Here is a 15,034-nt window from a genome sequence, read left to right as displayed (position 1 = left end):
CGCCGTGCCCCTCCTTTTGTCGTTCGTTCCTCCCCCCCCCCCCCCCCCCCCCCCCCCCCCCCCCCCCCCCACCCCCGCCAGACACGCGACCCCCGCCACACCACCCCCAGCCACCCCCAGCCAACCCTCCCCCGATACGGCAGCATGGACCCGTGCTCTTCGACAGGATCGTCCGCCCAGCGATGTACCGGCTCGCCTACCACGACCCCGAGGCAGTCCACGAACGCACCGTGGCCCTCCTGAGCCGAGCCGGTTCCGCCCTCCGCCCCCTCGCGAAGGCCTTCCGCACCGACGACCCCGCCACCGTCCTGGGCCTGACCTTCCCCAACCGCGTCGGCCTGGCCGCGGGCATGGACAAAAACGGCCGCGCCCTCCACGCCTGGCCCGCCCTGGGCTTCGGCTTCGTCGAAGTAGGCACCGTCACCCGCCACCCCCAGCCCGGCAATCCCAAGCCCCGCCTGTTCAGCCTCCCGGCCACCGACGCGGTCATCAACCGCATGGGCTTCAACAACGACGGAGCCCAAGCCCTGGCCGACCGCCTGGCCGCACACGGAAAACCCGCGGTCCCCCTCGGAATCAGCATCGGCAAATCCAAGGTGACCCCGCTGGACGAAGCCGTCGAGGACTACCGCTTCTCCCTCCGCGCCCTCCACCCCTTCGCCGACTACTTCGCGATCAACGTCAGCTCCCCCAACACTCCCGGTCTCCGTGCGCTGCAAGACAAAACCGCCCTGGCCGAACTGCTGGCCGAACTCCGCACCGCCGGGACCGAACTGGGCGGCGACACCCCCCTGCTGGTCAAGGTCGCCCCCGACCTCACCGACGACGCACTCGCCGAACTCCTCGAAGTCTGCCTGGACCACGGCGTCGCCGGAATCATCGCGACCAACACCACCCTCGCCCGCACCGGCATCGCCCCCGCCGAAGCCGCGCTGGCCTCCGAAGCGGGCGGACTCTCCGGCCGCCCCCTGACCGAACGCTCGGCCGAGGTCGTGCGCTTCGTCCACGACAAAACCGGCGGCACCCTGCCGATCATCGGCGTCGGCGGCATCCTCGGCCCGGACGACGCCCGCCGCATGCTCGACGCCGGGGCCAGCCTCGTCCAGCTCTACACCGGATTCGCACTGCACGGACCCGGACTGGTCCGCCGCGTCGGCCGTGGACTCGCCGCCCGGTAACGGACACCGACAAGCCTCAGCCGCGAGACCGAGAGTCCGGACGGCGGAAAGCCCGGTTCGGCCGCGCGCCGAACCGGGCCTCGCCTCACCGTGGCAATCCCGGTCGAGCGGCAAAGACCACCGCAGAACGCGCCGAAGGACGGGGCACGCCCGCGCGACCTCACCGTCACACCCGGAACAGCCCCGCCCCGGAAGAAAGCCTCAGCCAGGGAACCGAGGCCCTCCAGTACTGACGAACCGCAGATACCCGCGCCACGACGCGTACCGGTCCAGCCCTTCCCCGCCCGCCGCGGCCGCCGGTTCGCACAGCACCGCGAGCGGCGAACTCCCGTCCTCCAACTCCACCCGGCCCAGCACGAACGGCGCCGCCAACCCCGCCGCGAACCGCCCGAACGCCGCGGGTGACAACCGCCAGCGCTCGCCGTCCACCCCGCCCGCGCCGGGGATCACGCCGGGCTGGGGCGGAGTGACACCGTCGAGCAGCACCATCCGGTAGCGCTCCGCGGTCCGGACCAGACCACCGAACCGAGCACCGCGCAGTTCGTCGTGCAACGGCTGGCCGCACAGATGCGCACCGAACACCACGACATCGACGCTCTCGCACGGATAAGGATCCGGCGACTGCTCGCCAGTCAGCACCGAAGCCAGGTCGATCCCGATCTGGTCCTCGAAAGCCCGGGTCACCACAGTGATCCCGTACGGCCGCCGGTCCCCCGGCACAGTCACCGCGGCGAGGTCCAGAGCGTTCAGAGTCGCTTCCAGAACGCCGACAGTCGGCAGGAGCATCGCATCCACCTCCGCTAGCAGCGAGCGGGCGGCGAGGTCGTTTCCTGCGCCGTAGAACGCGTCCACGGCGACCGGGACTAGCACCGCGCCGGAAGCCTCCAGGGACGCGGCGGCGACGTCGAACGCCCTTCTCGCGGGCAGCGGAAGACTGGCCTCGGCGGGGATGCCGAGGCGCGGGTGCCGCCCCGCGGCGAGGCGGACGTCGGCTGGCCAGGTGCGGACCGCCGGGTCCAGACCATCGGAGCCAAGCATCGCCGCGACGGCCCGCTGGCCGGTCGTGAGGCGGCGCGCGGACACCGAGACAGTCGTCCCCGGGATCAGGCCGGGCGTCGGTTTGACGGTGAGCACCCCGGCCGGGGCGGCGATTTCGCGGGCGGACGAATTCAGGGCCAGGTCGACGATCTCGAGTCCGACGGCCGCGTTTTCCGGGTCCGCGACGGTGGTTCCGAGGACCACCGCACCGGCGCCGGTCAGCCTCGCTATGCCGGGCGAGCCCTCGGCGTCCGCCGCGCAGACCGTTCCGGCGAGCGGCAGGTCTTCGCCGGCGTGCACTCGTTCGTCGACGGTTTTCGCTTCGACGAGCACTTCCTCCATGGTGCGCACCGAAGCCCAGAGCCCGGGACGGTCGGCTTTCGCCAGCCGCTCGAAAGCGATGCGGACCCGCTCGTGCGAGCTGGGCGGAGGAACGGGAACAAAATCAGGTTCCGGCGGGAGCGTAGTCACGAGGGCATCCTTTCCTCGGCGGGATCGGAGGAGTCCACTGTGTACGTCCGGCGCCGCGAACCTCAGCCCGGGACGCCGGGCCTGGCGGGCGCCAACACCGACCTCATGGGAAAAACGTTAAACCGCAGACGTTTCCGTCACCAGCAGGATCGGATTACGCGATTGTTGCGGTGTGCGGAGGAAACTCACGCACTGTCGCGGCCGGACTGTCCCGTTGCGCCGACCGGAAACCCAAACTCGGCCATCAGGACGGCGTTTCCGCCCGGCCGCTGCGCTTCCCGGAGTCGGCGCCGGACAGCGGACCCGGACCACATTCACCCCTGGGACGGGCGTTTCGCGGCGGATTACCGGGCCGCGGATAGTGCTCAGCGCTTCGCCCGAGGCCACATTCGCCCGGCCCCAGCGCGGCGGATTGCCCGGCCGCGCACACCACGGACGACCGTGAGGTCAGCCCAGATCCTTCAACGCCAGCGCCAATCCCGCGAGCCGATCCGTCGCGTCCGTCAGCGCTTCCCGCGACGTGACCATCCCGTCACTGCTCGCGGCCACCGCGCGACCGGCCGCCGCGACGAGACCGCCGTAGCCTTCGAGCCCGTCGTCGAGCTGTTCGCGCAGCTTCGTCACCGCGGCTTGCAACGCGGAACGTTCGCGTTCCGGCGCGGAATTGCGGCCGCGTTCGATCGCCTGGATCCGGTCGGCCAGGCCGCGCAGCGCACGGGCGGCCTCGTCGGCCGTGGCGCGGGCGTCGGCGACCGAGACCTCCGGAACCGCCGTGGTGCCCAGAGAAGTCGGCACGGACAGCTGCCGCAGGAGTTCGCGCAGCGAAGCCTCCGACTCGGCCAACCGCTCCATCGGCTCGCGCGCGGCCGAACTGGCGGCGGGCAGCGGCGGCGGACCGCTGGGCGCGGCGGGCAGTTCGACCTTCTTCAACTCGCGCAACCGCAGCCCGGTGCGGACGCTGAACGTGCCGAACACCAGCGTCGCGAATCCGGAGAACACCGCTTGCCCGATCTCCGGACCGGCCACCGCTCCGCCGAGCAGGCCGGTGGCGGTGAGCACCGTGAGGATCCCGAGCAGGATCGTGACCAGCACCCACAACGTCAGAATCCGCGACGTGCGGCGGATGCGGCGCTGGTGCTTCGCGCTCGGCTCGTTCCAGCGCTGCCATTTCGCGCGAACCTCGGCGACCGCGGGCACCTGCCCGGCGACCGAGGAGAAAGCCGCGGACGCCGCCGACGCGACCGGAGCCGACGGACGGCGCGGCACCGGCGGCGGGACCGGACCGCGCTGGGTCCGCCCGTTCTGCTCGGGCTTCCCGCCGGCCTCGCCGGCCGGCGGGAAGTACCGCTGCAGCTTTTCCTGAGCGCGCTGGGCGTAGTCGGGCAACCGCTCGATGTGCTTCTCGAGCTTGGCGTTGAACTCGCCGAAGTCCCGCCGCTTGGTCATCCGCACGCCCCCTGCGCCGCTCGTGCCCGGCCGGTCAGGCCGGGTTCTTGCCCTGTTCGGCCTGCACGCGGGCCTGGATCTCCCGCTGGATGTCGCCCGAGGCGGCCGGCTTGGCCGCGGCCGCGCCCGCTCCGCCGTCGGTGACCTGGGCGACCGAATCGCCGCGCATCGAGGCGCGGATCTGCTCCAGCCGCGAGTGGCCCGCCATCTGCGTGGCCGACTCCTGGACCTCCATCATCCGGCCCTGCACCGAGTTCTGCGCCAGCTCGGCCTGGCCCAGCGCGGTGGTGTAGCGCTTCTCGATCTTGTCCCGGACCTCTTCCAGCGACGGCGTGTTGCCCGGCGCGGCCAGCTGGCTCATCTGGTTCAGCGAGGCGGAGACCTGCTCCTGCATCTTCGCCTGCTCCAGCTGCGAGAGCAGCTTGGTGCGCTCGGCCAGCTTCTGCTGCAGCATCGTCGCGTTGCGCTCGACCGCCTGCTTGGCCTGGGCGGCCGCCTGCAGCGACTGGTCGTGCAGCGTCTTGAGGTCTTCGATGCTCTGCTCGGCGGTGACCAGCTGCGCGGCGAAGCTCTCCGCCGCGGTCTCGAACTGGGCCGCCTTCGCCTCGTCGCCCTTGCCCCGGGCCTCGTCGGCCAGGACCAGTGCCTGGCGCGTCGAGGCCTGCAGCTTCTCGACCTCGCCGAGCTGGCGGTTGAGCTTCATCTCCAGCTGCCGCTGGTTGCCGATCACGGAGGCGGCCTGCTGCGTCAGCGCCTGGTGGTTGCGCTGCGCCTCCTCGATGGCCTGCTGGATCTGTACCTTCGGGTCGGCGTGCTCGTCGATCTTCGACGAGAACGCCGCCATCATGTACTTCCAGAACTTCACGAACGGGTTGGCCATCTCCTCCGCCTGCCTTCTTGCGTCCCACGGGCCCTGAGTTACATCGGGGCGGGGCGTCGCTCCCCTAGTCGCACAACGTACCGACCCCGGCGTTGGGTTCCATCGTGTCAGGTCGGCCTCCGCCGTTCCAGGCGACCCCGGGGGAATTCAGGGTCAGCCCTGACCGGCGGCCGGGACCGGCCCGGAAGGGGGACCCGCGCACGCCGACGGCCCCGGGGAGAACCCGGGGCCGTGCAGCCGGACAGCTCCCGCGTTACGCCGCGATCGTGGACGCCAGCTTCGGCGCGCCGATCGTGGTCCGCAACGTCGTGTTCATCCGCGGAGCGGGCTGGAGCCGCAGGTCGGAGAGGTCGTCGCCGATCAGCTCCGACACCAGGCGGCCGCCTTCGAACCCGGCCTCGCCGCGGTCGGGCACCGTCTCCCTCGGCGCGGTCTCCACCTCGTCGGCCACCGGCGCGACCTCGACCTTGTCGAGGGCCGACACGTCGGCGGCGACCTTGTGCAGCAGCTCGCCCAGCGGCAGCTCGAGCGCCTCGCAAATGGAGGCCAGCAGCTCGCTGGAAGCTTCCTTCTGGCCGCGCTCGACCTCGGACAGGTAGCCGAGGCTCACCCGGGCGGCGCGGGAGATGTCACGCAGCGTCCGACGCTGGTTGGTGCGGGCATGACGGAGCCGATCACCGATCGCCTCGCGCAACAGCACGGTCATCACGCGCCTCCCTTCCCGAACTGGTGCCTCCTACGTTACCCAGAGCGGTACCCCGAGTGCAGGACTTGACACGTGCGTACGCCAAGGGCGAACGCCGTTTTCAGTCTAGTTGTTCCCGGAGCAGCGCGAACGCGGCGCGCACCGAAGAGGTCCGGATCGTGTCCCGGTCGCCGCTCTCGGCCAGCTCACGCACCGTGTCCGCCCCTGGCCCGGAGAGGCCGACGTACACCGTTCCCGGGGCCACGCCGTCCTGCGGATCCGGCCCGGCGACGCCGGTCAGGCCGAGCCCCCAGGTCGCCCCGCAGCGCTCCCGCGCGCCCCTGGCCAGCTGCGCGGCGACCTCGGGATGCACCGCTCCGTGTTCGGCCAGCAACTGTTCGTCGACCCCGGCGAGCGCGGCTTTCAGTTCTGTGGCGTAGACCACAAGACCGCCGCGCAGGACCGCGCTCGCGCCGGGCACCTGGGCGAGCGTGGCGCAGACGAGACCGGCGGTGAGGGACTCCGCCGCGGCCACGGTCTCCCCCCGGCGGGTGAGGATCGCGACCAGTTCGCGAGCTTCGGTCATCACGACCCCATCGCGCGCCGGCCAGCGGCGCGCAGCCGGATCGCGCGGACCAGATAGTCGACACCGGTGATCACCGTCAGCGCCACCGCGAGGCCCATCAGCACCCAGCGCACCGGGTCCGCGCCGGACGGCAGCGGCAGCAGGTAGGTCACGATCGCGACGATCTGCGCCATCGTCTTCGCCTTGCCGCCCCGGCTGGCCGGGATGACGCCGTGCCGGATCACCCAGAACCGCAGCAGCGTCACGCCGATCTCGCGCACCGCGATCACGATCGTGACCCACCAGGACAGCTCTCCCAGCGCGCTGAGCCCGACCAGCGCGGCGCCGATGAGCGCCTTGTCCGCGATCGGGTCGGCGATCTTGCCGAAGTCGGTGATGAGCCCGTAGCGGCGCGCGACCCAGCCGTCGACCTGGTCGGTGGCCGAGGCGATCGCGAACAGCCCGGTGGCGATCGCGCGCCACGTGGTGTCCTCGCCGTGGCCGGTGAACAGCGCGACGACGAACAACGGGACCAGCACGAGCCGCGAGATGGTGAGCAGGTTCGCCAGGTTCAGCGTCGGGACTTCGGTCGCCTCCGGCAGCTGGGCCCCGCCCTCGGACGCGGCGCGGGGCACGCCCTCGCCCGCCCCGCTGGGCGCGGCACTCACCGGCCGGCGTCCGGAGCCGGGCGGACGACCAGGTCCACGCCGGCGGAGTCGACGACCTCGCAGCGGACGAGATCGCCCACCGCGAGCGGCTTGGTGGTCTCGTCCTCGAGGATGACGCACTCGCCGTCGACCTCGGGGGCCTGGTGCGCGGCGCGGCCGACCGCGTCGTCGCCGTCCGTGCCGTCGTGTTCGACCAGCACGTCCACGAAGGTGCCGATGCGGTCTTCGGCGCGCTGCGCGGTCAGTTCCTCGACCAGCGCCGAAATGCGCGCGACGCGCTCGGCGACCTCGGCCGGGTCGAGCTTGCCGTCGAAGGTCTCGGCCTCGGTGCCGTCCTCGTCGGAGTAGCCGAACACGCCGACCGCGTCGAGCCGGGCCCCGGTGAGGAACCGCTCCAGCTCGGCCAGGTCGTCCTCGGTCTCGCCGGGGAAGCCGACGATCACGTTGGTGCGGATGCCCGCCTCGGGCGAGTATTCGCGGATCTGCTCGGTGAGCGCGAGGAAGGAATCGGTGGAGCCGAACCGGCGCATCCGGCGCAGCACCTGCTCGCTGGAGTGCTGGAAGGACAGGTCGAAGTAGTCCGCGACGCCCGGCGTGGTCGCGATCGCCTTCACCAGCTGCGGGCGCGTTTCGGCGGGCTGCAGGTAGGACACGCGGACGCGCTCGACGCCGTCGATCTCCGCCAGCCGCGGCAGCAGCAGCTCCAGCGCGCGCGTGCCGTCGCGGCCGAAGTCCTTGCCGTAGGACGTGGAGTTCTCGCTGACCAGGAACAGTTCCTTCGCGCCGTTCTCGGCGAGCCAGGCCGCCTCGGCGACGATTTCGTCCGGCTGGCGGGACACGAAGGACCCGCGGAACGACGGGATCGCGCAGAACGAGCAGCGCCGGTCGCAGCCGGAGGCGATTTTCAGCGCGGCGACCGGGGAATCGTCGAGCCGCGTGCGCAGGACGCGCGGGCCCCAGCCGTGCTGCGCGTGCCCGGGCACCTCGACCTCGGCCGTCGCGGCGGGCCGCTGCACCGGGCTGATCGGCAGCAGCTTGCGCCGGTCGGACGGGGTGTGCGCGGCGATCGAGCGGCCGGCGACCACGTCGTCCAGCCGCGCGGACAGGTCGGCGTAGTGGTCGAAGCCGAGCACCGCGTCGGCTTCGGGCAGGCTGTCGGCCAGTTCGTTGCCGTAGCGCTCGGCCATGCAGCCGACCGCGACGACCTTGCGGCCGGTGTCGGCGGCGGCGAGCAGCGTGTCGACCGAGTCCTTTTTGGCCGATTCGACGAATCCGCACGTGTTGACCACGACGACGTCGGAGTCCTCCGGTTCGGCGGCCAGCTCCCAGCCGCCCGCGGCCAGCCGGCCCGCCAGCTCCTCGGAATCGACCTCGTTGCGGGCGCAGCCCAAGGTCACGAGGGAGACACGGCGGGCACGAGCGGAATCAGCGGCTGGAGAAGGCACGACGTTCAGGGTAGCCGTCGCGTCCGGACCGCCCCGAGACGGCGTCGCCCAGTGCGGTGACGGAGCCTCCCCGGGCGGGTCGCTCCGCCGATGCCCGGGGTTTGAGACAGCACCAGGAGCCGTGACTGACGTGTGCCGACCCGAGCCGGGGCGGGCGCCGGGCTGCGAGAACAGTCATCCGGCAGTTCGCCGAGCCGCCGCACGGTTTCCCGGCGTCACCGCGCGGCGGCCACGTCCGGGACCGTCAGCAGGGTCAGCTCCGCGTCGTCCAGCGCCTCCAGGTCGACGTCCGGTCCGGCCAGCCGCATCGCCTGCGCCCGGATCGCGCGTTCGAGCAGGCCGCGGGCCGAACGGCCGTTGGCGAAACCCGGTCCGCGGTCGAGGCCGGCCATGAACCCGGGCAGCTCTTCGGCGAGCCCCGGGTCGAGGCGGTAGCCCTGTTTGCCCGCCATGGCCGTGAAAATCTCGGCCAGCTGCGCGTTGTCGTAATCGGCGAAATGGACGGTGGCGCCGAACCGGGACCGCAGGCCCGCGTTGGCGTCGAGGAAGCGGTCCATGTCCGCCGGATAGCCGGCCGCGATCACGATCAAGTCCTCGCGGTGGTTTTCCATCTGCACCAGCAGTTCCGCGATCGCCTCGGCTCCGAAATCGGTGCCCGAGGCCGAACCCTGGACCAGCATGTACGCCTCGTCGACGAACAGCAGCCCGCCGATCGCCCGTTCGCACACCTCGCGGGTTTTCGGCGCGGTCTGGCCGATGTACTCCCCCACCAGGTCCGGCCGCGCGACCTCGACCAGATGGCCGGACGGCAGCACGCCCAGCTCGCGGTAGATCTGCCCCATCAGCCGCGCGACGGTCGTCTTCGCCGTGCCCGGATTGCCGGTGAACACCAGGTGCCTGCTGCGCGCCCCGACCGGCAGCCCGGCCTTGCGGCGGCGCGCGTCCAGCCGCGTTTCCGCGACCAGCGCGCGGACCTGGGACTTCACCTCGTCGAGGCCGATCATGCCGTCGAGTTCGGCCAGCAGGTCGTCCAGTCCCCGGCGCGGCCCGGCGTCGTCGCTGACCGCGACCCCGGCCTCGCCCGGCAGGTCGGCGGCCACCAGGACGGCCAGCTGGTCCGGCGGCGTGTCCGGCGCGGCGGCGAGCCGGCTGGACTGCCCGCTGATCGCGGCTTCCAGCAGGCCGCGCGCGGACCGGCCGTTCGCGAACCCCCGGCCGCGCGGGATGCGGCGGATCGCCTCGGGCAGCGCCGCGAGCAGGTCCGCGGACAGCTCGTAGCCCTGGCCCTTCGCCATCACGGTGAAAATCCCGGCGAGTTCCTCGTTCGTGTAGTCCGGGAACTCGATCCGGCCGGAGAACCGCGACCGCAGGCCGGGGTTGGACTCGAGGAACTCGTCCATCTCCTTGGGATAGCCCGCGACGAAGACCACCAGGTCCTCGCGGTGGTTCTCCATCTGCACCAGCAGTTCGGTGACGGCTTCCTTGCCGTAGTCGTCGTTGTCGTCGCGCACGAGGTTGTAGGCCTCGTCGATGAACAGCACGCCGCCCGCGGCCCGTTCGCACACCTCGCGAGTCTTCGGCGCGGTCTGGCCGGTGAACTCGGCGACGAGATCGCCGCGGCCGACCTCGACCAGGTGCCCGGACGGGAGCACGCCCAGCTCGCGGTAAATCTGCCCGACCAGCCGCGACACGGTCGTCTTCGCCGTGCCCGGGTTGCCGGTGAACAGCAGGTGGCGGCTGCGGACGGCGACCTTCATGCCCGCGTCGCGGCGCCGCGCGTCGACCGCCATCTCGTCCACCATGGACCGCACGCGCCGCTTCACCGAATCGAGCCCGATCATCGCGTCCAGTTCGGCCAGCAGCTCGGGCAGGCTGCGCCGCGGACCGGCGTCGTCCACCGCGCCCACGCCGGATTCGCCGGGGCCGGGCAGGTCGGCGGCGACCAGCGTGACCAGGTCCGCGCCGCCGTCGGTGGTCAGCCGGGTGGACTGCTTGCCGATCGCCGCTTCCAGCAGCACGCGCGCGGACCGGCCGTTCGCGAACCCGCGGCCGCGCGGAATCCGCCGGACCGCCTCCGGCAGCGCCGCGAGCAGGTCCGCGGACAGCTCGTAGCCCTGGCCCTTCGCCATCGCGCGGAAGATCTGCGCGAGTTCGTCGTTGGAGTAGTCCGGGAATTCGATGGACCCGGCGAACCGCGAGCGCAGGCCGGAGTTGGACTCCAGGAAGGCGTCCATCTCCTTGGGGTAGCCGGCCGCGAAGACCACCAGGTCCTCACGGTGGTTTTCCATCTGCACCAGCAGTTCCGCGACCGCTTCCCGGCCGAAGTCGTCGTCCTTGTCGTTCACGAGGTTGTAGGCCTCGTCGAGGAACAGCACGCCGCCGACGGCCCGCTGCACGACCGAACGGGTCTTGAGCGAGGTCTCGCCGATGTACTCGCCGACCAGGTCGGTCCGGGTCACCTCGACGACGTGGCCCTTGGGCAGCGCGCCGAGCGCCCGGTAGATCTTGCCGAGCAGCCGGGCGACGGTCGTCTTCGCCGTGCCCGGATTGCCGGTCAGCAGCAGATGGCGGCTGCGCACGGCGACCTTCATGCCCGCTTCCCGGCGCCGCGCGTCGATCGTCATCTCCGAGGTCAGCGAACGGACCCGCTCCTTGACCGCGGCGAGGCCGATCATCCCGTCCAGTTCGGCGAGCAGCTCCTCGATCGAGGATCCGCCGCGCTGGCCCGCCGCGGCCACGAGCGGCTCGATGTCCGGATGGCCGATCTCGATCCGGCTGCCCGGCAGCGCGCCGCGGCTGATCGCCTGCCGCGACGCCGCGTCCAGCATCGTTTCCACCGTGCGGGCGCTGGGTTCGGTGGCCAGGGCGGCGAGCCGGTCGCGCACGTCGGCGGGCAGGCCGAACGAGCGCTCCCGGGCGAGGACGTCGAGCAGCGCGGCCGCTTCGGCGGGCCGGTCGAACCGGGGCAGCCGGTACTGCAGCATGTTCTGCACCAGGTCCGGGGCCTCGGTGCTGAGCTGTTCGAGCACCTTCTCGGTGCCGTCCAGCACGATCAGGCGGCAGCTGTCCTGGTCGCGCGCGTAATTGCGCAGCAGGCGGACGGTGCCCGCGACGTCCTTGTCGAAGAGCGCGTCGACCCGCTCGGCGAGCAAGAGCGCGGACCCGCCGTTCTCGATTTCGTTGATCGTCAAGGGCACCGAGCGTTCGACCGGGTCGTCGCCGTACTCGGCGAGCAGGGCCGCGCAGTCGAAGAACTCGGCGTTGTCGAACCCGACCTCGGCGTCGGTCAGCGACGCCTTCAACGCCCGGGTGAACCGGCGCTGGCCGGTGTTCGGCTCCCCGACCAGCAGGATGAACGGGTTCGGCTGCTTGGTGCCCGCGGTCATCCGGGCCGCTTCGCGCTTTTCCCACTCGGCGTAGGCCTTTTGCCATTCCTCGTAGGCTTTTTCGTAACGGGCCTGCTCTTTGCGCTGCCACATGCGGTTGCCCGCGGCCAGCAGGTCGAGCGTGACCGACCGGCTGTGCCGGGCCATGTCGCCGAGCACGTTGCCGCCGGAGCCGTCGGAACCGGGCCGTTCCGGTTCGGGCGGCGGCGGTTCGCCGGGACCGTTCGCGGTGCCGTGCCGGGTGGCGTCCGCCCAGGCGACGACCCGGGTGGCGCGCGTGACGAACTCCGCGATCGACTCGGCTCCGGAGACGAACATCCCGGCCCGGCCCAGGTTCTCCACCCGGATCTGCGGCTGGGCGGCGTTCGGAGCCGGGGTGCTCCCGGGAACCGGCGGCGCCGCTGGCGGGGTGGCGGGCGACCCTGAAGGGACAGGCAGCGGCGGCGGTCCCGAAGGCGCGGCGGGCTGCGCCGGGACTTGCCCCGACCACGGGCCGCCTTGCGGAGCGGGCTGGTAGCCGGGCTGCGGCGGGCGGTAGCCCTGCGGTGCGGAAGGCGGGCCGCCGAAGCTGTTTCCCGGGGGCGTGGAGGGCCCGGCGTATCCGCCGGGGTTGCCCTGCGGCGCGGGATAGCCGCCCGAATTCCCTTGCGGCGCGGGCGGTCCCGCGTGCCCGCCTGGATTCCCTTGCGGCGCGGCCGGTCCCGCGTAGCCGCCCGGATTGCCTTGCGGTCCGGTGAATCCGCCAGGATTGCTCGGCGGACCGGGGTACGGCGGCCGGGGCGCCCCGCCGCTGCCCGGGCCGGGGTAGCCCGGCTGGCCGCCCGGGTACTGCTGGGGCGGGCCGTACCCCGGCGCGGGCGTGCCGGGGGCGGGAGTGCCGGGCGGCGGACCGAGGCGCGAGGCGGCGCGGTAGCCGGGATCCGCGGGCGGCTGCGTGTACTGCCAGTTGCCGTCCGGCAGCCTCCGCTGCCACGCCTGGCCGGGGACGAGCAGCCATCCGACGCCGTCCGGGCCGGTCAGCGCGGCCGTCCGGCCCGCCGCCGCCTCGGACTGTGCGGCCTGGAATGCGTCCCACCCTGCGCGCATCAAAAAAACCAGCTCCCCCTCAGGTGCCCGTGCGGCGAGCCCGCCGCCGTCCCATTGTGCCCAACCCGGGACGCTCCGCGACGGCCAGTTCGCCGAACTCGTCTGTCCGCCTCGCGAGCGTCACCACTGCAGGGCGTGTTTGAGCTGTTTGACCGCGATCGGCGCGAGTGTCGTGGTGAACGTCGCGGAGGGGTGGTTGTCGTCCATGTAGACCAGCACGTTCCCGACGACCGCGCGGCAGCGCTTCTCGTCGCAGAAGTAATCGGTGAAGTCGAGGAACGACACGTTGCCCGGGGTGCCCTCGACCTGCGCCCACGACGGCGCCGCGGCCACCGCGGCGGGGCGCGGCACCGAGCACGACGGGTCGACCGGGCTCTTCTGCGCGACGCAACTGGCCATGTTGAACGCGAAGCGCGGGTTGTCGCGCACGGCCACGACCGGGATGCCCGCATCGTCCAAAGTGGACCAGACGTCGAGGAAGCCCTGCGGCGTCGACTCGTGCGGCCCGGGTTTGGCGTTGACCGTGCCGAGCATGACGACCGCGTCCGGGCGCGTGTCGAGCAGTTCGGCGGTGACGGCCTTGTTCCAGTCGACGCAGTTCTTGTCGCCCGGCATCAGCTCGGAGTCGGCCGAATACGGGCACGCACCCTTGAGCATGGTCGTGACCTCCCAGCGGTCGGAGACGACCGCGGGCCGGAAGGCGGCGAGGTACTGCTGGATGTGCGAATCGCCGACGAGCACGATCCGCTTGGCCGGCGGGCCTTCCGGGCTCTCCGTGCAGATCTCCAGTTCCTTGTTGCGCGGCGATTTCGAGCACTGGTCGGGCGCGATGCGGGCCCAGTCGTCGGCGAGCTTCACCGTGGGCGGCACGATCGGCGGCGACGGCGTGCCGCGGTAGACGAAGCCCTGCGCGTGCGCGACCGCGCCGGGGTGGTCCGGGTCGCCGATGGCGATCTCGTAGTTCGCCCGCGCGCTGCTCACGCCCTGCCAGACGCCGCTCGCGACGAGCACCGGGGCCAGCGCGAGCACGCCGAACCGGTAAGCGCCCCACTGTTTCGCGGTGCCGATCTTCGACAGCCGGACCGGGTTTTCGATCAGGTGGTAGGTCAGGATCGACAGCAGGAACGACACGCCGACCACGAAGGTCCCGCCGAGCAGTCCGACCGCCACCCGGTCCCGGATGATCAGATAGAACACCAGCACCGGCCAGTGCCACAGGTACAGCGAGAAGCTGAGGTTGCCGACGTAGCCGAGGAATTTCGAGCTGAGCCACCGGTCCGCGCCGAGCACGCTGCCGGTCTGCCCGGCCACCAGCACCAGGCCCGCCGAGACGGTCGGCCACAGCGCGATCCAGCCGGGGAACACGCTGTCGACGTCGAGCAGGACGCCGCACAGCACCAGCCCGGCGACGCCGACCCAGCCGAGCGCGATGCGCAGCAGCCGCGGGAGCGTGACCTGGTCGAGGAACATCGCCATCAGGCCGCCGAGCGCGAACTCCCACACGCGAGTGAGGCCGTGGAAATAGGCCAGCGGCTGGTCGACCCCGGTGAGATACACCGAGTACGCCAGCGAGGCGGCGAACAGGACGGCCAGCAGCAGGTTCACCGTGTGCCGCAGCGACCAGCCGAGCCGGCGCACGAGCAGGCCGAGCCCGACGAACAGCAGCGGCCACAGCACGTAGAACTGGCCCTGGATGGACAGCGACCAGAAATGCTGCACCAGGCTCGCGCTGTTGTGCTGGGCGAAATAGTCCACCGAATCGGCCGCGAGCTGCCAGTTCTCGTAGAACAGCGCCGAGGCGACGACCTCGCGGATGGTCTGGAACCAGCGGTCCTGCGGCAGCAGCAGCTGCGAAACGACCACGACGGCCAGCAGCACGGTCATCGCGGCCGGGAAGAGCCGCTTGATCATCCGGCCCCAGGTGGCGCGCAGCTCGATCCGGCCGCGCAGCAGCGCCCGGTAGAGCTGGCCGGTGATGAGGAACCCGGAGACGAGGAAGAACACGTCGACGCCGCCGGAGATCCGGTCGAACCACACGTGGTAGACGACCACCAGCACCGAGGCCAGCGCCCGCACGCCCTGCAGCTCGGGGCGGAACCGCGCCTGCGCGCCCGGCCCGGCGGGAACACGGCCGGGCTTTTCCGGGGCGGCCACGGTGCTGCCGGTCATGCGGTTCCTCCCGAGAG

10 protein-coding genes are annotated in these 15,034 nt (G+C 71.9%); 1 reads left to right on the top strand and 9 read right to left on the bottom strand.

What is annotated here, in order from left to right; genetic code table 11:
- The first annotated feature begins 152 nt into the window (after positions 1–152).
- The gene (locus ACZ63D_RS22450; protein WP_465356266.1) at positions 153–1,178 is read left to right on the top strand and encodes a quinone-dependent dihydroorotate dehydrogenase; all 1,026 of its coding nucleotides are present in this window, start codon (positions 153–155) and stop codon (positions 1,176–1,178) included.
- 201 nt (positions 1,179–1,379) lie between these two features.
- On the opposite strand, the gene ACZ63D_RS22445 is transcribed toward ACZ63D_RS22450, so the two are convergent.
- The 9 genes from ACZ63D_RS22445 to ACZ63D_RS22405 form a co-directional block, all read right to left on the bottom strand.
- Positions 1,380–2,687 carry an allophanate hydrolase-related protein gene (locus ACZ63D_RS22445; protein ID WP_465356265.1) on the bottom strand — a complete coding sequence of 436 codons (1,308 nt, stop codon included), beginning with the start codon at positions 2,685–2,687 and terminating at the stop codon, positions 1,380–1,382.
- 447 nt (positions 2,688–3,134) lie between these two features.
- On the bottom strand, positions 3,135–4,133 hold the full coding sequence (gene pspM / locus ACZ63D_RS22440) for a phage shock envelope stress response protein PspM (RefSeq protein ID WP_465356264.1): 999 nt from the start codon (positions 4,131–4,133) through the stop codon (positions 3,135–3,137).
- Between the two features lie 34 nt (positions 4,134–4,167).
- The gene (locus ACZ63D_RS22435; RefSeq protein ID WP_465356263.1) at positions 4,168–5,013 is read right to left on the bottom strand and encodes a PspA/IM30 family protein; all 846 of its coding nucleotides are present in this window, start codon (positions 5,011–5,013) and stop codon (positions 4,168–4,170) included.
- A 253-nt stretch (positions 5,014–5,266) separates the two neighbouring features.
- Positions 5,267–5,719 carry a helix-turn-helix domain-containing protein gene (locus ACZ63D_RS22430; protein WP_465356262.1) on the bottom strand — a complete coding sequence of 151 codons (453 nt, stop codon included), beginning with the start codon at positions 5,717–5,719 and terminating at the stop codon, positions 5,267–5,269.
- Positions 5,720–5,819: 100 nt separating this feature from the next.
- Positions 5,820–6,284, bottom strand: a complete 465-nt coding sequence (locus tag ACZ63D_RS22425; protein ID WP_465356261.1) for a CinA family protein — start codon at positions 6,282–6,284, stop codon at positions 5,820–5,822.
- Positions 6,284–6,931 carry a CDP-diacylglycerol--glycerol-3-phosphate 3-phosphatidyltransferase gene (gene pgsA / locus ACZ63D_RS22420; RefSeq protein WP_465356260.1) on the bottom strand — a complete coding sequence of 216 codons (648 nt, stop codon included), beginning with the start codon at positions 6,929–6,931 and terminating at the stop codon, positions 6,284–6,286. Before pgsA ends, ACZ63D_RS22425 begins: the two co-directional genes overlap by 1 nt.
- Positions 6,928–8,376, bottom strand: coding sequence for a 30S ribosomal protein S12 methylthiotransferase RimO (rimO, locus tag ACZ63D_RS22415; protein WP_465356259.1), 1,449 nt, complete (start codon positions 8,374–8,376; stop codon positions 6,928–6,930). The genes pgsA and rimO overlap by 4 nt, the downstream gene beginning before the upstream one ends.
- 215 nt (positions 8,377–8,591) lie before the next feature.
- The gene (locus tag ACZ63D_RS22410) at positions 8,592–12,848 is read right to left on the bottom strand and encodes an AAA family ATPase (protein WP_465356258.1); all 4,257 of its coding nucleotides are present in this window, start codon (positions 12,846–12,848) and stop codon (positions 8,592–8,594) included.
- 120 nt (positions 12,849–12,968) lie between these two features.
- A complete protein-coding gene (locus ACZ63D_RS22405) occupies positions 12,969–15,017 on the bottom strand; it encodes an acyltransferase family protein (RefSeq protein WP_465356257.1) in 2,049 nt (682 codons plus the stop codon).
- Between the last annotated feature and the right edge of the window lie 17 nt (positions 15,018–15,034).

The sequence above is a fragment of the Amycolatopsis sp. NPDC104775 genome, from assembly GCF_055583325.1.
This window is presented reverse-complemented; position numbering and strand designations above follow the sequence as displayed.

What these genes read in the sequence shown, in the direction of transcription:
- ACZ63D_RS22410 (WP_465356258.1), bottom strand. Translation starts at nt 12,848, where the DNA reads ATGCGCGCAGGGTGGGACGCATTCCAGGCCGCACAGTCCGAGGCGGCG.
- ACZ63D_RS22425 (WP_465356261.1), bottom strand. Translation starts at nt 6,284, where the DNA reads ATGACCGAAGCTCGCGAACTGGTCGCGATCCTCACCCGCCGGGGGGAG.
- pspM (WP_465356264.1), bottom strand. Translation starts at nt 4,133, where the DNA reads ATGACCAAGCGGCGGGACTTCGGCGAGTTCAACGCCAAGCTCGAGAAG.
- ACZ63D_RS22405 (WP_465356257.1), bottom strand. Translation starts at nt 15,017, where the DNA reads ATGACCGGCAGCACCGTGGCCGCCCCGGAAAAGCCCGGCCGTGTTCCC.
- ACZ63D_RS22430 (WP_465356262.1), bottom strand. Translation starts at nt 5,719, where the DNA reads ATGACCGTGCTGTTGCGCGAGGCGATCGGTGATCGGCTCCGTCATGCC.
- ACZ63D_RS22435 (WP_465356263.1), bottom strand. Translation starts at nt 5,013, where the DNA reads ATGGCCAACCCGTTCGTGAAGTTCTGGAAGTACATGATGGCGGCGTTC.